20 protein-coding genes are annotated in these 22,050 nt (G+C 61.2%); 12 read left to right on the top strand and 8 right to left on the bottom strand.

All coding sequences use genetic code 11. The features are described from left to right. Positions 1 to 7 precede the first annotated feature (7 nt). From RAS12_RS27370 to RAS12_RS27360, 3 genes are all read right to left on the bottom strand, one after another. A complete protein-coding gene (locus RAS12_RS27370) occupies positions 8 to 2,488 on the bottom strand; it encodes a TonB-dependent siderophore receptor (protein ID WP_306943350.1) in 2,481 nt (826 codons plus the stop codon). Between the two features lie 116 nt (positions 2,489 to 2,604). Further along, the gene (locus RAS12_RS27365; protein ID WP_306943349.1) at positions 2,605 to 3,594 is read right to left on the bottom strand and encodes a FecR domain-containing protein; all 990 of its coding nucleotides are present in this window, start codon (positions 3,592 to 3,594) and stop codon (positions 2,605 to 2,607) included. Between the two features lie 6 nt (positions 3,595 to 3,600). Next, positions 3,601 to 4,092 carry a sigma-70 family RNA polymerase sigma factor gene (locus RAS12_RS27360; RefSeq protein ID WP_306943347.1) on the bottom strand — a complete coding sequence of 164 codons (492 nt, stop codon included), beginning with the start codon at positions 4,090 to 4,092 and terminating at the stop codon, positions 3,601 to 3,603. 174 nt (positions 4,093 to 4,266) lie between these two features. Between RAS12_RS27360 and RAS12_RS27355 the strand changes: the two genes are divergently transcribed. Both RAS12_RS27355 and RAS12_RS27350 read left to right on the top strand, forming a co-directional pair. Further along, on the top strand, positions 4,267 to 5,610 hold the full coding sequence (locus RAS12_RS27355; protein WP_306943346.1) for a hypothetical protein: 1,344 nt from the start codon (positions 4,267 to 4,269) through the stop codon (positions 5,608 to 5,610). Between the two features lie 61 nt (positions 5,611 to 5,671). Further along, the gene (locus RAS12_RS27350; RefSeq protein WP_306943345.1) at positions 5,672 to 6,337 is read left to right on the top strand and encodes a GntR family transcriptional regulator; all 666 of its coding nucleotides are present in this window, start codon (positions 5,672 to 5,674) and stop codon (positions 6,335 to 6,337) included. A 22-nt stretch (positions 6,338 to 6,359) separates the two neighbouring features. Here the strand turns inward: RAS12_RS27350 and RAS12_RS27345 are convergent, their stop codons facing one another. From RAS12_RS27345 to RAS12_RS27335, 3 genes are all read right to left on the bottom strand, one after another. Next, a complete protein-coding gene (locus RAS12_RS27345; protein ID WP_306943343.1) occupies positions 6,360 to 7,028 on the bottom strand; it encodes an RraA family protein in 669 nt (222 codons plus the stop codon). A gap of 38 nt (positions 7,029 to 7,066) precedes the next feature. Next, on the bottom strand, positions 7,067 to 8,032 hold the full coding sequence (locus tag RAS12_RS27340) for a Bug family tripartite tricarboxylate transporter substrate binding protein (RefSeq protein ID WP_306943341.1): 966 nt from the start codon (positions 8,030 to 8,032) through the stop codon (positions 7,067 to 7,069). An 84-nt stretch (positions 8,033 to 8,116) separates the two neighbouring features. Beyond that, on the bottom strand, positions 8,117 to 8,992 hold the full coding sequence (locus RAS12_RS27335) for an NAD(P)-dependent oxidoreductase (protein WP_306943339.1): 876 nt from the start codon (positions 8,990 to 8,992) through the stop codon (positions 8,117 to 8,119). A gap of 259 nt (positions 8,993 to 9,251) precedes the next feature. On the opposite strand from RAS12_RS27335, the gene RAS12_RS27330 reads away from it, so the two are divergent. From RAS12_RS27330 to RAS12_RS27320, 3 genes are all read left to right on the top strand, one after another. Next, positions 9,252 to 9,761, top strand: a complete 510-nt coding sequence (locus tag RAS12_RS27330; RefSeq protein WP_306951645.1) for a DUF1993 domain-containing protein — start codon at positions 9,252 to 9,254, stop codon at positions 9,759 to 9,761. Between the two features lie 245 nt (positions 9,762 to 10,006). Further along, positions 10,007 to 11,593, top strand: a complete 1,587-nt coding sequence (locus tag RAS12_RS27325) for an FAD-dependent monooxygenase (protein WP_306943337.1) — start codon at positions 10,007 to 10,009, stop codon at positions 11,591 to 11,593. Positions 11,594 to 11,697: 104 nt separating this feature from the next. Then, positions 11,698 to 12,144, top strand: a complete 447-nt coding sequence (locus RAS12_RS27320) for an SRPBCC family protein (RefSeq protein WP_306943335.1) — start codon at positions 11,698 to 11,700, stop codon at positions 12,142 to 12,144. 17 nt (positions 12,145 to 12,161) lie between these two features. On the opposite strand, the gene RAS12_RS27315 is transcribed toward RAS12_RS27320, so the two are convergent. Then, positions 12,162 to 12,746, bottom strand: a complete 585-nt coding sequence (locus RAS12_RS27315; RefSeq protein ID WP_306943334.1) for a YceI family protein — start codon at positions 12,744 to 12,746, stop codon at positions 12,162 to 12,164. A gap of 275 nt (positions 12,747 to 13,021) precedes the next feature. Between RAS12_RS27315 and RAS12_RS27310 the strand changes: the two genes are divergently transcribed. Continuing rightward, a complete protein-coding gene (locus tag RAS12_RS27310) occupies positions 13,022 to 13,816 on the top strand; it encodes a hypothetical protein (RefSeq protein ID WP_306943333.1) in 795 nt (264 codons plus the stop codon). A gap of 34 nt (positions 13,817 to 13,850) precedes the next feature. Here the strand turns inward: RAS12_RS27310 and RAS12_RS27305 are convergent, their stop codons facing one another. Continuing rightward, a complete protein-coding gene (locus tag RAS12_RS27305; protein ID WP_306943332.1) occupies positions 13,851 to 14,618 on the bottom strand; it encodes a class II aldolase/adducin family protein in 768 nt (255 codons plus the stop codon). A 170-nt stretch (positions 14,619 to 14,788) separates the two neighbouring features. Here RAS12_RS27305 and RAS12_RS27300 point away from each other — a divergent pair, with 170 nt between their 5' ends. From RAS12_RS27300 to RAS12_RS27275, 6 genes are all read left to right on the top strand, one after another. Next, positions 14,789 to 16,516 (top strand): alpha/beta hydrolase, encoded by a 1,728-nt coding sequence (locus tag RAS12_RS27300; protein WP_306943330.1) that lies wholly within the window; start codon positions 14,789 to 14,791, stop codon positions 16,514 to 16,516. A 51-nt stretch (positions 16,517 to 16,567) separates the two neighbouring features. Next, positions 16,568 to 17,317 (top strand): hypothetical protein, encoded by a 750-nt coding sequence (locus RAS12_RS27295; protein ID WP_306943329.1) that lies wholly within the window; start codon positions 16,568 to 16,570, stop codon positions 17,315 to 17,317. A 113-nt stretch (positions 17,318 to 17,430) separates the two neighbouring features. Continuing rightward, positions 17,431 to 17,769: an ISC system 2Fe-2S type ferredoxin gene (fdx, locus tag RAS12_RS27290; RefSeq protein WP_306943328.1), complete on the top strand. Its 339-nt coding sequence runs from the start codon at positions 17,431 to 17,433 to the stop codon at positions 17,767 to 17,769. Between the two features lie 131 nt (positions 17,770 to 17,900). Next, the gene (locus RAS12_RS27285; protein ID WP_306943327.1) at positions 17,901 to 18,473 is read left to right on the top strand and encodes a sigma-70 family RNA polymerase sigma factor; all 573 of its coding nucleotides are present in this window, start codon (positions 17,901 to 17,903) and stop codon (positions 18,471 to 18,473) included. Further along, entirely contained in the window at positions 18,470 to 19,456 is a 987-nt protein-coding gene (locus tag RAS12_RS27280; RefSeq protein WP_306943326.1) for a FecR domain-containing protein, read from the top strand. Before RAS12_RS27285 ends, RAS12_RS27280 begins: the two co-directional genes overlap by 4 nt. Positions 19,457 to 19,597: 141 nt before the next feature. Next, a complete protein-coding gene (locus RAS12_RS27275; RefSeq protein ID WP_306943325.1) occupies positions 19,598 to 22,039 on the top strand; it encodes a TonB-dependent siderophore receptor in 2,442 nt (813 codons plus the stop codon). The last annotated feature ends 11 nt before the right edge of the window (positions 22,040 to 22,050 follow it).

Here is a 22,050-nt window from a genome sequence, read left to right as displayed (position 1 = left end):
CGATGGCTTAGAACCGGCCTCTGATCGTCAGGGCAGCGTTGCGGGGCGCGCCATAGAAATTGCCATAGTCCAGATAGCCCACGGTGCTGTAGTAGGTCTTGTCGAATAGATTGTTCACGTTAAGCTGCGCTGCCCAGTTGTCGCTGATCTGATATTCGGCAAACGCATTCCAGATGGCGTAACCCGGCTGCGTGAACTTGTACGGCGTGCTTTGTTTGCTCAGGCTGCCATCCGCGTTGCGCAAAAAGGCGCTGCCACTGACATAGGTGGCGCTTTGGATGCTGACGCCCCCGCCCAGCTTCCAGCGGTGCAGATCGCCCGGCAACTGGTAGGTAGCAAAGATCTTCGCCATATGCTTGGGCGTCAACGGCTGATAGCTGCCGCCTGTAGCATTTCGGTCGCGGTTCTGGTTGTAGTTGTAGCTGGCCGTCAATTGCACACCGGGCGCCAGTTCGCCGCTCAGTTCCGCGTCAAAGCCTTTGCTGACGATGTTCCCGTTCGGCAAGAAGCAGCACGTGTTGCCATTGCCTGCGTTACTGGCCGGATAGGCGGTATCGCGCACGGCGGCGTTCTTGCGCTCGATCTGGTAGATGGCGAATGCGCTGTGCAACTTGCCATCCAGGTGTTCGCCCTTCAAGCCGATCTCGTAATTGCGGCCCGTCACGGGATCAAGCGGACTGCCGGGTGCGGGGCCTTGCAAGCTGTTTGCCTGCGACTTGAACGTCTCGGCAACACTCGCGTAGGTGGTCCACGTTTCATTCAGATCGAACGTGGCGGCCACATAAGGCGTTACGACATTGTTGTCCTGATATTTGGTCACGGAGCTCGTCTGGACGGCGCCAGCGGCATTCAAGTTCTGGTTCGTGAACGTGTAGTCGTACCGGCTCAAGCGGCCGCCCACGATGACGTGAACGGGGTCCGCCAGATGCATCCTGAGCGATCCGTACAAGCCGCTTTGCCGGATGTCGGTGGCTTGATACCACATCGGGATGAAATCAGTGGACCGTGGATAATCGTCTGGATCAAACGTGAAGATGTCGTCAACCGCCTGACCGCGATTGGAGGGTTTGGCGCCATAGGAGTTGGGCCGAAATCGCTCCCAGCTGGCACCCACCACTACCTGATGGCGCCGCCCCCACAAACCAAAGGAACCGTTGGCCGATAGATCGATCGAGGTGTTCTTGAACCGTTCGTTCTGATCGCTGGCGGCGTCAAACAGCCCGCCCCCCGTCAACGGGTCGATCGCACCCGAAAAATAATGATCGAAGCGATCCTGGCGGGAGTTCTCCTGATTGATGTCCAGGTTGGCGCTCCAATCGCCCCAAAGGCGCTGCGTCACATGGCCGAACACGTTGACGATGGTCTTGACCGCCTTATCGTCGGCGCCGCTCAAATAGGTGTCGCGGGGCAGTTTCAGATCTTCCCCCGTCGCGTAGCGCGGCAGTCCATAGCCTTGGTATGACGAGTCCCGCTTTTGATAAGACGCCCCGATATAGGCCGTGGTGTCGCTCGTCAGATCGGCTTCCAGAATCCCGTAACCCAGCGTGCGTCGGCTATGAGCCACTTGGTAGAAAAAGTCTTTGTCTTCATAGGCCAGCACGCCGCGCGCGCGCAGCTTGCCGTTTTCAGTCAACGGTCCGCTGACATCCAGATCGGTGCGCTTGTAGTTCCAGCTACCCACCTGCGCCTGGGCAATGATCTGTAGTTCGGGCGTCGGTTTCTTGCGCACCAGATTGATCGTGCCGCCCGCCTCATTGGCGCCTCCAAACAGTCCGTCAGCGCCGCGCAGCACTTCAACATGGTCATAGAAGGCCATGTCGTCATCCGCCCCGAAAGAACGATAGACCGACGCGCCGCCGTCCACGCGCATATTGCCGATCGCGAATCCCCGCGACAAATAATTGCTGCTGAGCATGGCTCCCTGGAAGATGGCAATGCCTGGCGTAGCGCTCATGACGTCGTTCAGGCTGACCAGATGCCGGTCTTCGATCTCTTGCCGTGTAATGACCGACACGCTTTGCGGCACCTCGCGCAAAGCCTGTGCCGTCTTGCCCCCGACCGTGGCCGAACTGGTCGTGAAGGAACCCGTGTTTTCAGTGGCACCGGCCCGGCCCACTACGGTGACGGCATTTAGCTGCGTCACGGCAGGCGCTGGCACCCGGACCAGGCGAAACCCGTCACGCTCGGGCAAGGCTTCCAGGCCCGTGCCGCGAAGCAACGCTGCCAGACCGTCCTTGACCGTCATCACCCCATCCACGCCGGGGCTTTGCACCCCGGAGGTAACCGCAGGATCGCTGGCAATCAGCACTCCGGCCTGGGCGCCAAAACTCAGCAGAGCGGCGTTCAGGCCGCCGGCGTCGATGCGGTAGGCGCGGCGCTGCTCGCCGGGTGCCGCTTGCGCCCTTGCTGATGTTGATAAGGTGGGGATGATTGCGCCAAGCAATACCGAAGCAAGCAGAGTGTGAGTGGCGGCTCGGGTAAAGGCCATAGTTCAGAGTTCCTGGTCTGGGATCGAAAGCACTTGCACCGAGATTGCGGCGCGGTTCTCTCTCTTTCGCTTGAGACCTGAATTTCCGCCTTTCCTGTAACAACTTTCCTGCGCCGTCAGTCCGCAGCGCCTAGCGTGACCCAGTACCGCGTGCGGTAATGCACCTGTATGGGCAAGACTCGCGGCAGCATATTGAGAATGCTCTGGGTATCGGTCAGCGGATAAGTGCCCACCACTTCAAGGTTTGCGATGGCAGGGTCGCAACGCAAGACGCCCGTCCGGTAACGGGCGACGCGCGCAACGAATTCGCCCAAGGGCATGCGATCCGCCAACAGCATGCCCTGCGTCCAGGCGTCCTCGCCGCGCGCCAACGGCAAAACCGGGCCCGCGCCAGACGGTTGCAACGCGGTCCGCTGGCCGGCCAGCACATGGGTCACCCGGCCATCAGCACGCGCCAGCACATCGACGGCGCCTTCGAAAACGGCAATGTCATAACCCCGGTCATCGCCGTTGTCGCGCACGGAATAGCGCGTGCCGGCTGGGGTCAGCACGCCGTCACGGGTCATCACCGAAATCGGACCCGAAGCGCTGGGGCGGCCGCTAGTGACCATAATTTCCCCCGCACGCAGCACGATGGATCGCGGCAACGTATTCACTCGCAGATCCAGCGCCGTGCCTGGCCCCATGACAATGCTGGTGCCGTCATTCAGCGATATCGTGCGCAGCTCGCCCGTTCCGGTGTGAATATCCGCCAGAAAAACAGGCCACGGCACCATCGGTTCGGCCGCCCACGCCAGCCCCGTCACTGCCCCCCCGGTCACCATCCACTTGAGCGCATTGCGCCGTGCGCGCTGCACTGCGGCCCGCTCAATAAGTTCGACGGCGACTGCCGGAGGCGCCACGCCACAGGTGGCAGCCAGATCGCCACGCATTGCGCACAAACGCTGCCAAATGGTTTCGTTGTCTGCATGGTCCTGACGCCATCGCAGACAGGCGGCCGCCGTGTGCTCATCGGTCGCGCCCTGCAGGCGCGCCATCCAGTCCGCCGCCTGCGCCAGACGCTTGCGATCAACCGGCAGATCCTCCTTAGCGCGGGTCAGCAGCATCGCGGCTTAGCCATAGATCGCCAGATAACAATGCTGCAAGGCCTTGGACAGCGCCTTCTGCACGGCATTGGTCGAGATGCCCAATTCCCGGGCGATCTCCGGCTGCGACAGACCCTGTACCTGCGACAGCATGAACACCCGGTGCACGTGTACCGACAGGCCATCCAGCACGGCGCATACCGCCATCACCGCCTCGACCACCAAAGCCTGCTCTTCCGGCGACGGCGCAACCTCTATAGGTTGGCGCGCCAGTACATCGCAATAGGCGGCCTCGACAGCCGCGCGGCGAAAATAACCGATGGTCAGTGTGCGTGCAATATTGGTCAGGCACGCCCTGGGCGCAGCCATGATCGCAAGAATATCGTCGCGCAGCACCCGTTCAAACGTGTCATGCGCAAGATCCGCCGCCTGATCTACGTTGCCCGTCTTGCGCCGCAAAAGGCTGACGAGCCAGCCATGATGGACGCGATACAGGTCCTCGACGGCTTGGCCTTTCATAGCATTGGATGCGGGAGACACGTCTAGGACTGCGCTGCAAGGTAACAATAACGATTCGCATTATAGACACAGCCCGTCGAGTCAGGCGCCAAGCGGTTACAGGCAAGCGGCCCAGCACCCTCGCCTGGCCTGCTACCCTGATCGCCCGATTCTTATCGCCTTGCCGATACTCCGATGACACTGCGCTCTTTCCACCTGGCGGCTTGGCCCCTGCTGGCCCTGGCCATCGCGCCTGCATACGGGGCGCCCGCCGCGCTTGCCACTGAATGCGTGACTGACCCGGCAGCCTTGAATTCGACTGCTGCCGAGCCTTATTCGGGATATGAGCCCACCGGGTACAAAGGTAGCCTGGAGCGCAATGAACCCTGGTTCCAGGCCGTGCAGCCCCTGACTCAAGCGGAGGGGTCGCAGCGTTTCGTGTTTAAACGCCTGCCCAAGGCGGACCGGACCGAGTACGAATCCATTGAGCCCGTCAGCTTGGGCGGCAAGTCCACCGGGTTCGCCGCTTACCGGCAAGGCTGCGGGGTGCTGATGGACGGCAACGGCCGCTCGTTGGGCGTGGCGCCATTCACGTCCGTAGAAGAGGACTACTCGGACGCCAACGCCCCCAAAGGCACCTCACGCCTCGTACTGCGCCGATCAAGCGCAAGCGCCGCTGATAGCGTCGGGTATGTGATGTTCAAGCACGGCAAGAAAATCGCGGCATCGCGCAGGCTTTACGCCACCCAGTTTTCGGCGCACGAAGTGAAACCTGCCGGTTCACTGCCCGCGTACCTGCGGGTGGTAGCGGCATCGGACAATGCGATTGGATTGCTCAACCTGCACACGCTGCAAGAAACGATACCGCCCACATGGCTGGGCATAGGCGCCTTGGCTGATACGTCCGCGGTCAAGAACGGAAAACCCAGGCAGACTTTTCTGACCGCTCTAGGCCCCGACGGCCTGCACCTTTTTACCGAAGACGGCACGCCCGCGACCCTGCCGCGCTTTGATCGGGTGAGCATGATCTACGACTGGATTCCCGCCGCGCCCGGGCAGAAAGAACCCAGCCCCGCCATATTGGAAATCGTCGATGCCCAGGCAAGGGAATGCCGCCTGTATTCGACCCGGATGGAGCCGCTGCTTCCGCAAGCGCAAACGATGCAGACCTCGGGCTACTGCGTGACGAAAAATTCGGACCAAAGCGCCTTTTTCGCCTATTCCAGAGACGGCATGACGCAGATCTACCGCAAGTCCGTGCAAAAAGGCGCGCCCGTCATGACCCGCACGGCCAGCGATATCAGCGGTGACCTGGTCTTTGCCTTCAAAACGGGGGTATCGATTTTGAAGGATACGCACGCCGCAAGCGCCCCCTATCGGATCGTAAATGCACAGGGCCAAGAGCTGCCTGGCGGACCCTACACGCAATTCACCAACTTGGGCTGCGGCATGGTCCGGCTCAAGCAGGACAGCGAGTGGAAATCGGTTAGCGAACGCGGCGAATTATCATCGAAACTGACCTACCCGTTCAGCTGCTGAATTGGCGCGGCGTTCGGGTATAGTCTGAAACTCTTCGCGTCATCAGGAACCCTGCGCCACCATGACCAGCGCCCGCGACCTTGTCTACGGGGAACTCCGCCGCCGGCTGATGTCCGGCGTATTCCTGCCCGGCGAACGCTTGCGCGAAGAACACATTGCCGCAGAGCTTTCTGTCAGCCGCACGCCGGTGCGCAGCGCCATTGAACGGCTTGTCACTGATGGCCTCGTCAAACGCGAAGGCGGCCGTGGCGCGGTGGTATTGGGGTGGGTGGATCGCGACATCAACGAGGCGTTCGAACTGCGCATGCTGCTCGAACCTTATGCCGCCAGAACGGCCGCCGAACGCGCAACCCCCGAACAGATTGATCATCTTGAACAGATCAACCAAAGCATGCTGGATGCCATCCGCTCGGACGACACGGACAAGGTCGCCCGCGTGCAGCACTGCAACAACCTTTTTCACCACGCCCTGCTGGACGCGGCGCAATCCGCGCGCGTGCGGACCATGGTGGAAAACCTGCTGGACATGCCGATCATCATCGGCTCGTTCTACTTCTACACGCAAGACGACATGCTGCGCAGTGTGGAACACCACCGGCAGATCATTGCAGCTTTGCGCGCACGTGATCCCGCCTGCGCCGACATCGCCATGCGCTTTCACCTGACGGCAACCCATCTGCTGTTTCGCAGTCAGCGCAAACCGCCGGCGCCTGCGCCAGCGGTTTGATTCAGCGGTTTGGTTCAGCGGTTTATGGCTTCCAACCCTGAGCCTTGAGACGCGCATCAATCCACGACGTATCCAGCGTGCCGGCGGCAATCTGCGCCAGCATCTGCTCTTCGATCACATGCTTGGCCGCTGCGGCTTCATACAGCGTGGCGACCTGATCGTAGGGCAACGACAGCAGACCGTCTTCGTCGCCCAGAATCAGATCACCCGGCTCGATCGTCATGCCATCCAGCGAAATGACGCCGTTGATCTCGCCCGGGCCATCCTTATAAGGCCCGCGGTGCGTGACGCCAGCGGCGTACACCGGGAATGCGCTGCGGCGTATCGTTGCGCAATCGCGGATCGCGCCGTTGATCACGATGCCGGCCAGGCCGCGTGTTTGCGCATACGTCGTCATGATCTCGCCGATGATGGCATTGGTCAGATCGCCGCCCGCATCCACCACCACCACGTCGCCGGGCTGGGCCAGTTCCAGCGCCTTGTGCACCAGCAGGTTGTCGCCTGGACGCGTGCGCACCGTCAGTGCCGGCCCAGCCAGCGGACTGCCATTGTGCATGGGACGCAGCCGCGCGCCGCCCGCCGTCATCCGCGACATGCAATCGCTGATATTCGCTACCGGAACGCTGCGGAACTTTTCAACAAACTCGCTGCTGACCGCACGTTTGCGCGGGTGAATCTCAAAACCAATCATTAGGGTTCTCCTGCAAAGCCTGTTTGAATTCAGTCTGTCTATTGCTTAGGAATACCGGCTTCCTGCACGACCTTGCCGAAGATGTCGTGGTCGGCGCGATGACGCTTGCCCAGGTCGGCCGGGGTGCCCGTCATGACGCTGTAACCCGAGTCTTCAAGCTTCTTCACCAGCTCCGGGTTGGCCTGCGATTTATTCAACGCCTGGTTCAGCGTGGCGACCACGTCATCCGGCGTCTTGCCCGGCGCCATCAGGCCCCACCAGATGGTCTGGTTGATGGTCTTGAAGCCGCTTTCCACAAAGGTGGGCACGTCCGGCAAAGCGGGAGAACGCTCATCCGCCACCACCGCCAGCGCTCGGACCTTGCCGCCGCGGATCTGCGGCAGCAGGGACGCCACCGATCCCGTGTACAGATCAATGCGGCCGCTGGCCAGATCAGGGAATGCCTGCGACCAGCCGCGATACGGCACATGCATCAGTTCCATGCCCGCCGCCTTGCGCCACAGATGACCGATCAGATCACCGCTGCCGCCGATGCCCGGGATACCCAGAGACACCTGACCCGGACGCGCCTTCGCGGCCTTCACCACATCGTCCAGCGTTTTGTACGGAGACTCGGGCACCACCACGAACACGCTGGGCGAAGAGGCGACCAGACCAACAGGCTTGAAATCCTTGAACGTGTCGTAGCTGAGTTTCTGGTACAGCCAAGGGTTCAGCACGATGTTGTCGGTTTGCGCCATGACCAGCGTGTGGCCGTCGGGCTTGGCGCGGGCCGTCGCGTCCAACGCCAGGTTGCCGCCCGCTCCGGGCTTGTTTTCCACCACGATGTTCCAGCCCGTGTCCTGGCCGATCGCCGACCCGATCATGCGGGTCAAGGTATCGGTTCCGCCACCTGGCGGGAATGGCGAAATCAAGGTGATCGGGGCCGAGCCCATGTCGGCCGCGCCAGCCGACGCGCAAGCGGCCATCAGGGTGGCCGCCAGCAGATTCTTCAGGGGTTTCATAGTCTTCCTCGCTCGTGCTTTATTAGATGGATCGGCCCTCTGCGGGGCCTGTGTTGTTGAGTGCCGGGTGATCTGTCTGACCGTTCAGGTCTGACGCGCCAGGGGCGTCAGCCACGCCAGCTTGGCCGACACGGAATCGGCCACATCGAAAGTACCGGCTTCGCGCGCAGCGGCAATGCCTTGCGCCGTGCGGGCAAAGAGACGTTCCACGCCGTCAAGCACCAATGGCTGCAAGCCGGCTTGAACCAGTTGTTCGCGCGCCTCGCGGACTTCGGCCAGGCGGCGCGGCGCGTGCAACACATGCGAGCGCACAAACGAATCGATAAACGTGGTGAGCGGCGTGCGGTCCATATCGGACAGCACTTCATAAAGCGATGCGCGCAAGCCCATGCTTTCGGCAGCCACCATACATTCCACCGCCAGGCTTTCCATGCCCTTGGTCATAATGCTGCGCAGCAGCTTCAGGCGGACGGCATCGCCAGCCTCGCCGTCAATCGCCTGCGCGGGCGCGCCGCAAGTGCGCGTGAATTCGGCCACGGATTCCGCGCCCACGCCGGCGCACAGCAGCGGCGTGCGCGCACCCAGCAACGCAATCGCCCCCATGATGGCGACGTCGATAAACGGCACGCCAAGCCGCGCGGCGTCTTCAGCCCCCGCACGCATGTCGGCCGAACTTGCCGTCGTGAAATCCGCATAAGACCCGCCTTGCCGTACGTGCGGCAGGGCCTGCCTGGCAACCGCCAGCGCTGAATGGCCAAACACTGCCGACACCACGATGTCCGCCTGCGCCAGCCACGGGCCGGGTTCGCTGTGCAGCGTGCTGCCGTGCGCACGCACGCGCGCCTGCATCTCCGCGTCTTGACGCAACTCGCAAATGCCAACAATCGAATGACCGCCCTCAAGCCAGGCTTGCGCGTAGCAGTCACCCACTTCCCCACATCCAATCAGCGCTATTTTCATGACCTTAAATACAAAAAAAATACATAAAGGTTTATAGCTTGCGGAAATGAGGGGGCAAAACCCGAGTAAACCCTAGGATTCAGAAGTTTTCGGAAACATTAAAAATACAAAATGAGAACTCTGACCCCGTATTCGCAGCAGGCAACCGTTTGAGATTCCGGCTGGCACGCGGGGGCTGACCAGCGGTTCTTATCAAGGTGGTAGTCTTGCCCCACCCGCGCGGTATCTCCCGCGCCCGCCTAACCCTGCGAGACTTATGATGACCAGTCCCCTGTACACCGCATCCGTCCCCGTTCTGAAGCAAATGCTGTCGGCGTTGTCCGACGTGCTGAAGAAGGCCGAGGCCCATGCCACCGAAAAGAATATTGATCCGAACGCCTATCTGGGCGCGCGTCTGTTTCCCGACATGTTCCCGCTGTCGCGTCAGGTGCAGATCGCCGCGGATTTCGCCAAAGGCATCTCGTCCCGCCTGGCCGGCGCCGAGGTTCCGTCCTGGCCCGACACCGACGCCACCTTTGCCGACCTGCAAGCGCTGATCGCCAAGACCCTGGCACACGTCGGCTCGTTCACGCCGGAACAATTCGAGAAAAGCGAAGCGCTTGAAATCGTGCTGCGCCCGGGCACGCCCAAGGAAAAGAAGCTGTCGGCCAGCGCTTATCTGTTGCACTATGGCTTGCCGCAGTTTTTCTTCCACGTGACCACGTCCTACGCGATCCTGCGTCACAACGGCATTGAAGTCGGCAAGCGCGACTACATGGGCGCTTACTGATTCCAAAGGCCGCGCGCGTCACGCGCGACGGCAACATGGCAAGGGCCGCGAATAGCGGCCCTTGCCGTTTCTGGCCGCGGGACATTCATACCGGGGCAACCATACCGTCATGCAAAATTTCAGCCCTGACTCCATCCTTTGGCCATTCCAGAAGCGTTGACGATGGCATCTGCCTGATTTATTTTTTTGGGCAGGCCGCCTTTGGACACGGCGGCGCACCACGATCCCGCGACTGAGGACACGACATGGCAATTGCGACGACGACTGTCTTGGTGGTTGGTGCAGGCCCCGCAGGCCTGCTCACAGCAGCTGAACTGCAACGGCGCGGCGTTGAGTGCCTATTGATTGATGCGCATGAGCGCCCCTTGGATTGGGACCGCGCAACCGTCGTGCATCCCCGGTCGCTGGAAATACTGGACACGCTGGGCTTGTCCGAGCCGCTGCTTTCAGCGGGCGTCAAACAGCGGCGGGCCTGCATCCATTCAGACGGCGCCGTGTTGGGTGAAATCGATCTGGCCCAATGCGGAAGCCGGTATCCGTTCAATATCGGTATTTCGGAAGAAGTCACCGAAGCGCTGCTCACAAGCTACCTCGTCCAGCATGGCGGCACTGTCACACGCGCAACCAAGCTGGTCGGATTGCAAGCGCAGGACGATGGCGTGCTTGCCACGATTGAGCATGCAGGCGTTTCATCGCAGGTGTTTGCGCTGTGGGTGGTTGGATGTGACGGCCATCACAGCACGGTGCGCACACTTGCCGGCATCGAACAAGAGGGCCACGACATCAATCAGCCTTGGGCAGTATTCGATGCGGGTATCAGCGATTGGCCGGCGTCTTTCGAAGCGAACTACGCCTATCTAGACCCGATTCCCGTCATTCTGACCGCCCTGCCAGACCAACGCTGGCGGGTCTATCTACGACCCAGCGCGCCCGAGTCCGACCTGGTCGCCGACGCCTTATCCACACTGCACCGCTATCTGCCCGAGTCTCGCTTCATCGATGTCTCGCATCCCACCCGCTTCGATTGCCAAACCAAAGTCGCACAGCGTTTCCGCGCGGGCCGCGTGCTGTTGGCAGGCGATGCCGCCCACACGTGCAGCCCGGCGCAAGGCCATGGCATGAACAGCGGTCTTCAAGACGCCTACAACCTGGGCTGGAAGCTGGCGTTGGTATGCCACGGGCATTGTTCAGACAAGCTGCTGGACAGCTATCACGCGGAGCGGCGCCCGGTGGCGGATCAGGTGATGGCGTCGGGCGATGCTGCCGAAAGCGCGCAGCTGGTCTCCGGTGACAAAGAGCGCAAGGACCGCGACAAGGCGATCCGAACCGCATTCGCCGATCCGGCCACCCGGCACCACGAAGCCGTTGCAGAGGCCGAGCTGGATATCGATTACGCCGGATCTCCCATAGTCATGGGCGATCCGCACCCGGCCGTTTGGCCCGGCCAGCGGCTGTCGGATCAGATTGCCATCCGGGACGTGGTTGGCGGACCCGGCCGCCTGCACCACTACACCCGCCGCCGTGGTCACACGGCCTTGCTCATCGGCGGCGCCTCCACGCCCCCGGCCGAGCTGGCGCAAACCCGCCGCGATATGGCTGAGCTTGCGGACCGGTCCATCATCGACATCGTGATCTCCATCACAGCAAACGCCGTCGAACCCGGTGCGTCAGATCCGCATGTGGACGCCTACCTTGATCCCGCAACAGCGGAAAAACTGGGCATTACCAACATGGTGCTGCTTGTGGTCCGCTCAGATGGCCATATTGGCTTGCGCGCAGAGCGTGGCCACGCGCAGGCCTTGGCGGACTATCTCGCGCAATTGCGGGCCTGAAAACCCAGCACCTCGGGTTTCCCCTAGCCGCAGACCTTGTCGATTTTCGTGCCGCCGGTTCGTCGTGTCAGTACGATCCACTCATACTGAAAGGCGATCACACCATGACCACCGGAACCATCAATCTTCACCGCGTTCTGCGCGCACCGCCGGAACGCGTCTATCGCGCTTTTCTTGAAGCCGATGCCGTAGCGAAATGGCTGCCTCCGTACGGCTACACCTGTCAGATCCATCACCTGGACCCTAAAACCGGCGGCTCCCACAAGATGTCCTTTCGCAACTTCAGCACCGGCATCAGCCAGAGTTTTGGCGGCGTATACCTGGAACTAGTTCCGTTTGAAAAGATCCGCTATTCGGATCAGTTCGACGACCCGAACCTGCCCGGCCAGATGCAGACCACCATTACCTTGCGGCAAGTGGCCTGCGGCACGGACATCACCATCGTGCAGGAAGGGGTGCCGGCCGTTATCCCTGTGGAGATGTGCTACCTGGGCTGGCAGGATTCACTGATGCAGCTGGCGCGTCTTGTAGAAGCCGATACCCCGGACTGATTGCGCTTGCCTGCCCATCAAGGGCGCCGGCCGGCTTCTACTTGAATCTTCAATTCAACTTCGGGCTTGAATCCCATATCCAGGCCAAAATTCAGCCCGAAGTCCTTGCGGCTGAACTTTGTGGACACGTCAGCGCCGCACACTTCGCGCTTCTCCATCGGGTGCTGAATGCACTTGAAATCGTCAATGTCCATCTTGACCTGCCGCGTGACGCCACGCAGGGTCAGATCGCCCGTGGCTTCTTCGGGGCGGTCTCCATCAAACTTGGTGAATGTGCCCTTGAAAGTAGCGGTGGGGTAGCGAGCCGCGTCAAAGATATCGGGAGCGATTGCGTGCTGGTTCATCTCGTCGTGGCCAAAGTCCACCGACTTGATGTCGACGGTGACGTCCACCGTGCCAGTGCGGGCCTCGCGATCCAACACCACTACTCCGCGGGACTGATTGAATTTCCCGCGCCATGTCGACAGCCCGCCAAAGTGATCGGCTTCAAAGCTGGGATAGGTATGCGAGGGGTCCAAGTCGTAGGTCACTGGCGCGGCAGCGGCAGGCAGACTCGCGAGCAGCGCGCTTGCGCCCAGCAGCAGGGTCGGGATCAGCTTCATTGAGGCTCCTAGTTATGGGATGGGGACGCGTGCCGCCAGCAAGTGGCGACCGCAAGGGATAAGAGCCCAAACACTATAATTCAGTTCCCAGTCAGACTAGGCGCCCAGCTACGAGCGGCTTGCGCCCTGCGCATGACAACACGTCAAACAGACAGCCACGGCACGCGCATACGCAGCCTGAAAAGTTCTGTCCGAAATACTCACTAAAACAAAATTTACAGGGTGTCCGGCAAGCAATAATGCGCCTGGGCATTATTCGCAACCCCAGGATGACCATGAAAAAAGTATTTGCTTTGCTGATCTCTGCCGCGTTGCCAGTTGCTGCCGTAGCGCATGCCGCCGAGCCCTTGAAGCTGAACGCAGACAACAAGCTCTACTGCAATGCGCAAACCGATTGGTGCGTGGGCATTAAAACGGACGGCACTTTTGAAGAAAATGGCCCCTTCGCCACCAGCCGCACCTTGCGCGCTGACCGCCGCTTCTGGGACGCGCCGGATGTGCCCGATTTCACGCACTTCACGGTATGGCCTGAACTGATCCGGCTGGATGAAGAACGCGCCCTGGTCGGCGTGATTGGTCCGGCTGAGCCCGATTACAAGCTGGAAACGCCGATTTCTGGCGGCAGCTTCACGCGCAAGGATCTTTACCTGTACGAAGTCAGCCTGGGCGAACAACCGGGTTCCAATCTGGTGTTCGTCACGCCGTATTCCACGAATGCGTCGATTCGCGGCTGCTCCAATCAAACCGAAGAGCAAAAGCGTGACGGCCACTGCTCAGACACTTATCACTTCCAGGCGTTGCTGAAAGCGATACCGGGCAAGAAAGCGGACGCCGGCAAGAACTATCCCGATCTGCAAGTCACCACCCAGGCGACTCGCGTGCCCGTAGGCGTCAGCCGAGAGGCCGATGCAACGGCCAAGCCCACTATTAGTGCATCGCAGCTTACGCCGGTAACCGACAGGCAATGCAGCTATACCGCGACCTACCAGTGGCAGGCAGCAGCTTCGGTGTATGAACCCACGGCCAAACTGCCCGACTGCGCCAAGTTCTTGCGCGTCAACCTGAAATAAAAGCCGTAGGGGCCCAACCAGGGCCCCAAACCGCTTATTCCGCGTAGCCCGGATTGCGCCGGTCCAGACGGCGCAGCAAGCCCGGCCAGGCCAGCGCTGCTTTATGCGCCCGGTCGGCCGGCGATTCCACTGCCGCCCGCGCCAGCACCTCCGGCGGGATGTAGATCAGTTCACCGCCGCCGGCCTGAGCGCGCACCTGCGCCATGCAGGCGGCTTCCAGCCGGTGCATGGCCTGAAACGCCTCGGCCATCGTTTGCCCCACGGTCAACAGGCCGTGATTGCGCAGAATCAGATAATTGTTGGCGCCCAGATCGCGCACCAGACGCGGCTGCTCTTCCGGATTGAGCGCCAAACCTTCGTAGTCGTGATAGCTCAGCGAACGCAGCGCAATGAACGCAAACTGCGACAAGGGCAGCAAACCCGCCTTCTGCGCCGACACCGCCACGCCATTGATGGAGTGCGTGTGCAACACACACATGGCATCCTTGCGCGCTGCGTGAATACAGCTGTGTATGGTGAACCCGGCCGGGTTGATGTCGTATTCGGACTCCATGACCTTGTTCCCGTTGAGATCGATCTTGACCAGGCTGGACGCCGTAATCTCGTCGAACATCATGCCGTAGGGATTGATCAGAAAGTGCTCGGTGCCCGGCACCTTGGCCGTGATGTGCGTAAAGATCAGATCGTCCCAGCCAAACAGCGCTACCAGCCGGTACAAGGCCGCCAGGTCCGTGCGGATCTGCCACTCTGTTGCGCTGACCTGTTCGCGCACGCTGGCGCCCTGCTTGCTTACCGTGTCCATCCCGTCTCCAGTTTTAATATGCGCCCGCAGCGAATGCGTCAGCGGGTCTGAGGTGAACTTTATTCGTTTTGCGCGAACCTGACACGACGGCAAGCGCAGCTGTCCGTCTGGTGAAACGCGCCATGCCTATGCGAGAATCAGCGAAACGCCCCTGGACCAGGACAACGCCTTTGCCGCCCTCTCTGCAACGACACCTGCCCGCCTTTCTTCGGCCGCATCTGGAATCGCTGTCTGGCGTTGGCCTGATCCTGGGCACGCTATTCTTCGCCGCGTCCTTGACTCCCACGCTGGTACCCCGTACCTATCTCACCCAAGGCGTTCTGGCTGGCACGTGTTTTGCCGCCGGATATGGGCTGGGTGTGCTGTGGCACTGGGTCTGGACCTATCTGGAACTGCCCGAACCCAAAGCGCGCGCCGCCCGCGTGATCAATGCCGTGATCACCCTGCTGTGCCTGACGGTCGTCATCCTGTTCTTGTGGCGCGCAGCCGAATGGCAAAACACGATCCGGGCCCTGATGCAGATGGCGCCTGTCACCAGCGCCCATCCCTTCAAAGTCAGCGCTACGGCGCTGATCACTTTCCTCGTATTGCTGGCGTTGGCCCGGCTATTCCAACGGGTCGCCCGATTCGTATCCAGACAGGTGCGCCGCGTTGTGCCCCGGCGCGTCGCCAACGTGGTGGGCGCAGCGATTGCGATTTTGCTCTTCTGGTCGTTGGCCAATAATGTGTTCTTCCGTGCGGCGCTGCATATGCTGGACGCGTCTTTCCGGGAATACGATGCACTGCTTGAGCCCGAGCGCCCTCAGCCTACTGCGGCCTTCAAGACCGGAGGTCCGGATTCCCTGGTCAAGTGGACTCAACTCGGCCGCGCTGGCCGTGAGTACATTGCATCCGGCCCAAGCGCCGCCGAGATCAAGGCGCAGACGGGGCAAGACGCTAAAGAGCCTGTCCGTGTCTACGTGGGCCTGCGCGCCGCCGACACCCCGCAGGACCGTGCCAAGATTGCACTGGCCGAGATGAAGCGCGTCGGCGCTTTCAACCGGTCGGTGTTGGTCCTGGTTACCCCCACCGGCACGGGCTGGATCGATCCCGCAGCCATGGATTCCATCGAATACCTGCATCACGGCGACGTGGCCAGTGTCGCCATGCAGTACTCCTACCTGTCCAGCCCGCTGTCGCTGCTGGCGCAGCCGGAATATGGCGCGGAGGCGGCACGTGCCTTGTTCGTGGAGGTCTACAACTACTGGACCGCTTTGCCGCAAAGCCAGCGGCCCAAGCTGTACCTGCATGGATTGAGCCTGGGCGCGATGAACTCCGCCGGTTCCGCCGAACTCTTTGAAATGATCGGCGACCCGATCCAGGGCGCGCTGTGGAGCGGCCCGCCGTTCGAAAGCCGAGTCTGGCGCGCCATCACCAATGCACGAAACCCCGGGTCACCAGCCTGGCTGCCCGAATTACGTGATGGCGCCTTCGTGCGCTTCATGAATCAGAACGGTTCGCCCGTGCCCGCCGATGCCCCATGGGGCCCGATGCGTATTGTCTACCTGCAATATGCCAGCGACGCCGTCACCTTTTTTGACTATCGCGATTTGTACCGCCGTCCGGCCTGGATGGACCCGCCCTATGGCCCAGACGTATCACCCGACCTGCGCTGGTATCCCGTAGTGACCATGCTGCAACTTGCGCTGGACATGTCTGTCAGCACGCATACGCCCATCGGCTATGGCCATGTGTATGCCCCGCAGCACTATGTAGACGCCTGGGTGGCCGTAACGGATGTGCGCGATTGGCCAGCCGATGCGTTGACGAAATTGAAGCAGCATCTGATGGAGCGGGCCCGCGCCGCGATGGACGATGGCGAAGGCAAGGAAGCGGCTTACGACAACCGGGGGGGCTAGCCCCCCCGCACGAATGCGCGCGTCATGCTTGAACCCGCGCGCACAACCCAAATGATTCAACGTATCTCCACGGCCCAGCCCTCTCGCATGCACGATCGTCTTACCTCTTTTTTCTGGAGCGGCGACGCCATCCGCAGCCGCAGCGTGGGCAACATTATTCTGACCGGCACGGTCGATGTGCCAGACGTGCCTGCGCGCCTGATTGCCGATTGGCAAAGAGAAATCACAACGCGCTTGTGCCTGGAACCCGGAGACGTCGAACAAATGCCATTGGCGCGAACGCAAGCGCGCTGGCCAGAATTCAATCGCTGTCTTCAAGCCATGCAGGCTTGGACGCATACGCTGGGATTGCCTGACGTGCTGGCCGACAGCGACATCGCGCTCATGGCATGCCGCGGCGCGCGGTACCACCACGACGGCGGGCAATATGGCAGCGCGGCCTTTTGCAATCTTTTCCTGAGTGAAGACAAGGGGCTGGACGTGTTCTTCCCCGCCTCGGGGCATCGCATCCCGCTACAACGCGGCACCGCTATGATCTTCGATACGTGTCAGCCCCATGGCGTCATTGCACGGCAGAAGAATGATTTTGACGAAGGCGACTTTGCCAGCGCGGAAGACTGGTCGCAGCTGTTCTTGACCTGGGAATTGCCAATTGAAGCGGCTTGCGTCGCGACGGCGCTTGGAGTCGCCTTTGACGTCGAACCCCAGACCGCAGCGCAGCTGGATCAGGAACAGGTTTGGGTAAACGGGGCGCGCGCGACGCTGCGGCCAGACTCTGGGCAATGGGAACACGCCGGCTAGAAGCGACAGCTCAGGCTTGACCTTGCAACGATGGGCACGTTTAGCCTTGGTTCGATGCAAGCTCACGGGCGGGGAAACCCGGGTGAGCAGATCGACAAGGATAGCGAGCCTACATGCCAAAAATTACCGTTCTGCCCCATGCCACTCTTGCGCCAGAAGGCGCTGTTGTGGATGCGCCAACAGGGACATCCATTTGCGAAGCCCTGCTCGATCACGGCATTGAAATAGAACATGCGTGTGATCAAAGCGCTGCATGCACCACTTGCCACTGCATCGTGCGCAAAGGCTTGGACACGCTGAATGAGGCTGGCGAGAACGAAGAAGATTTGTTGGACCGGGCATGGGGCCTGGAGGCGCAGTCGCGCCTGAGTTGCCAAGCCATCGTGGGGGAACAAGACCTTACTGTCGATATTCCCAAGTACACGATCAATCATGCAAAAGAAAATCACTAGTGCGCGCCCGGCCGGCTGATCGGGCGCCGTTGAAGTCTCCGGTGCGTATTGCAGATTTGTAAAGATGCTAATAATATCCATTCCTATTTGCGGCTTGGAGTTCCAGGACCCGCGCCCTACTGGAATGCACCGTGCCCAATCAGGCTTCCCAAGCGGAATTCGTATCTTTGTACTGCGACCACCACCGCTGGCTGCAAAGCTGGCTGCACCGGAGATTGGGAAGCGCGGCCGACGCGGCCGACCTTGCGCATGATGCTTTTCTGAAGCTGATCCAGGTTCCCCGGCGTTTCGGCAGCGCCCCCGAAGCGCGCAGCTATCTGCGCAGCATGGCCAACGGCATGTGCGTGGACCTCTGGCGCCGCCGCAACATCGAGCAGGCCTGGCTTGAAACGCTGGCCGCGCAGCCTGAAGCGGTAGCGCCTTCCGCAGAACACCAGGCCATCGTGCTTGAGGCATTGAGCGAGATCGACACCATGTTGCGCACCTTGCCCGTCAAGGTCGCACGCGCGTTCGTTATGGCCGTCGCTGGCGATATGACGCACAAAGAGGTGGCGCGTGAGTTGAATGTGTCCACGCGCAGTGTCACCACCTATGTGGCGCAGGCCATGCTGCATTGCCTGCAACTGGAAGCACGTCTGGCCGTGGCGGATACGCCAGGAGGTGGATGGTTTCCGCCGCATCCTGGGCCCAGAGTCGCGTTGTGAGCACTGGCACGGGTTCAATGCCTGCCGCAGTGCCACACCAGGCGTTGAACCAGGCAGCGCACTGGTTTGCCGTTCTGAGTTCGGGCGAGGCGAATGCTGATGACAAGCGGCGTTGGGAAAGCTGGCTGGCCGCGGCACCCGAACATCGCGAAGCCTGGCGATACGTCGAGCGCATCAGTCATCGGTTTGAACCCATTAAGTCCAGTCCCGAGCGGGGCAATGCAATTGCGGCGTATGAACAGTCGCACACGATACGGCGGCGGCAGGTCTTGCGTAGCCTGGGATTGCTCACCGGAACGGCCTTGCTGGGCTGGGGCGCCACACGCTACACACCCTTGCCTGATCTGTTCTACGCCTGGACGGCGGATGCTCATACTGGCACCGGCGAGCTGCGCACAATGGTGTTATCCGACGGCACGCGTGTGTGGTTGAACGCGCTAAGCGCGTTCAACAACGGCTATAGCGACGGCCAGCGCAGCCTGCGTCTACTGCGTGGCGAGATCCTGATCGACACGGCCAGCGATCCGCGGCCCTTCTATGTCCAGACCCCCCAGGGCCAGCTACAGGCGCTAGGCACCCGCTTTTCCGTGCGCCTGGAAGAAGACCAGACATTCCTGGCCGTCTACGAAGGCGCGGTCGAAGTCAGTCCGGCAGCGACCAAAAACCGGGCCGTCATCGCTGCGGGACGCCAGGTGCGATTCTCACGCGATGCCATCGCCAATACCGCCGACGCCGATCCCGCCCGCGAAGCGTGGTCCCGCGGCCTGCTGGTCGCCCGCCACATCCCGCTGTCCGAGGTCGTGGCCGAGCTGCGTCCGTACTTTCGGGGCCACTTGGGCGCCGCGCCGGAAATCGCCAACCTGCCCGTTTTTGGCGGGTTTCCGCTGGCCGAACCTGAGCGGGCCCTGCACATGCTGGAACAAGTGCTGCCCATACGGGTGCAGCGCCGCTGGTCGTGGTGGATAAGTATCGAACCCGCTTGAATTCTGCGCGCCACAAAAAAAATATCTCGTTTCCGCTTCTACTTTTTTCGCTCTCATTCGATTAAGCGTATGAGAGATCACCAAGCCTGTGGCGAAGGTGGTCGTTATATCAACCACCCTGCTTCAGGAAGCCAGTTCCTCATGTCTTGCCCCTCGTCACCCCCAGCGGCTCGTGCGTCTCGCCAGGCCGCCAGTCCCGTATTGCTCACCACGCTGATCCATTTGACGCTGGCAGGCGCGTTGGCCAGCGTCTGGACGCCGGCAGCGCATGCGCAGACAGAGGTTCGCGGAGCAGGAATGCGCGGCTACGCCATTCCCGCCGGACCTCTGGATGCCGCCCTGGCCAGGTTCGTCACAGAATCCGGCGTGCCACTGGCTGCGCCGCCCGCCTTGGTCGAAGGCCGGCACAGCCCGGGCGTGCAAGGCGATTTCAACGCTGACACGGCCTTGAGCCGCCTGCTGGAGGGCTCGGGTCTGGCCGCTACTCGCAGTGCCGATGGCAGCTATATCGTGCGCCAGCTTCCCGGCAGCGGCGCGGGCATCACCACCTTGTCTCCGGTCGCCGTTACAGGATTCGCCAGCGATGGCACTACCGAAGGGTCAGGCTCCTATACAACCGGCGCAACCGCCACCGCCACCCGCCTGCCCCTGACGTTGCGTGAAACGCCGCAGAGCGTCACTGTCGTCACTCGGCAGAAGATGGATGACTTTGCGCTGACCGACGTCAATGACGTGCTGCAAAGCACCAGCAGCGTGGTCGTGAGTTCGCAGGGCGCGGACGGCACAAACTTCTACAGCCGCGGGTTTGCGCTTCAGATGCAGTACGACGGGATGATGAACCCGATCGGTATTGGCGAAAACAACATCAGCCCGGCGCCCGACAGCGCCTTCCTGGATCGGGTTGAGGTGCTGCAAGGCGCGGCGGGTCTCCTGGCTGGCGCCGGGGAACCCGGAGGCACCATCAATCTGGTCCGCAAACGCCCCACCGAGCAATTCCAAGCCCAATTCGAAGCGCAGGTGGGATCATGGGACAAACGGCGGCTGGTAGGCGATGTGTCCGGGCCACTGATCGAATCTGGAAAGATCCGTGGACGCGCGGTGGTGCTTTGGGACGACAGCAATTCGTTCATCGACCACGTCCATGACGACAAGAAAGGCTTTTACGGCGTGATCGATACCGACATCACGCCATCGACCACGATCGGTGCCAGTTTCCAATGGCAACGCAACAAGGGCAACAATCACCTGGGCATACCGACCTCGCCCGAGGGCGGTGACCTGCACTTGCGCCGGTCGGCATTCTTTGCCGGAGCCAACGATGGCATCGACAAGGAATATCAGATGTACACGCTCAATCTGACGCAACGTCTGCCAGCCGGCTGGCAACTGCGCGCCAGCTACAGTCACAACGAGGCGGACGCGGACAACGCCTCAAGCTACCTGTACGGAACATTGAACCCGGATACCGGCAACGGCCTGCGGCTTTATCAACAATTGCTTAAGCGTGATTTCTCGTCGAACAGCTACGACGTCTATGCCAACGGCCCTGTGCCGCTTTTTGGCCGCGAGCATGAGTTGGTGTTTGGCTTCAATGCCTCCACACTGAAGGCCCGATCAAGAGGCTATTACGGCGCTGGCATACCGATGAATGTCTACCGGTTCAACGCCGACATACCGCGCCCTGACGAGCCTCTGGACCCCTGGACCGAACCCAACGAGACCATACAGCGTGGCGTCTATGGCGTGGCGCGCCTGAACCTGGCCGACCCGCTGAAACTCATTCTTGGAACTCGGGTGAGTTGGTATGAATACCGCAATGCAGGGGTCCGTGCGCAGAAGGAAAATGGCATCGTCAGCCCCTATGCCGGCCTGGTCTATGACATCGACAGCGCGCACTCGGCCTATGCCAGCTACTCTGACATCTTCAAACCACAGGACAGTCTCAACGCCAATGGCAGCACGGTCGACCCGGTTGTGGGGAAGAACTATGAAATCGGCATCAAGGGCGAATACCTGGGCGGCAAACTAAACACGAGCGCAGCTCTGTTTCGCTTGGAACAAACCAATCTTGCGCAGGTCGACCAGAGCATCCCCTACGACGAAAGCAATATCTGCAAGGGTTATTGCTACTCGGCTTCGGGCCTGGTCGTCAGTAAAGGGGTGGACCTGACCATCAACGGCGAACTCACGCCGGGTTGGCAGCTTGGCGCGGGCTACACCTACGTGCACAGCGCCTATGCCAAGGGCGCGGACAAGGGCAAGCCTTACGCGGCCAACACACCCGACCACCTCTTCCGGCTGTACACCACCTACCGATTGCCCAACACAAGCTGGACTCTCGGCGGCAACCTGAAGGCACAAAGCGGCATCTCCAATTCTGGCGACGGCTACACCGTGCGCCAAGGCAGCTACGCGCTGGTCGGCCTGCTGGCGAAATACCAGATCAACCGCCAGGCCGAAGTCAGCCTGACCGTGGACAATCTGTTTGACCGGCGCTATTACAGCGCAGTCGGCGACCCATGGTTCTACAGCTTCTATGGCACGCCGCGCCGCTTCGCATTGAATTTCCGATACAGCCTGTAGTCCGCGCGGTG

Source organism: Achromobacter seleniivolatilans, assembly GCF_030864005.1.
Lineage (GTDB): Bacteria > Pseudomonadota > Gammaproteobacteria > Burkholderiales > Burkholderiaceae_B > Achromobacter > Achromobacter seleniivolatilans.
The sequence above is the reverse complement of the archived record's forward strand: the minus strand, read 5'-3'. Positions and strand labels throughout refer to the sequence as shown.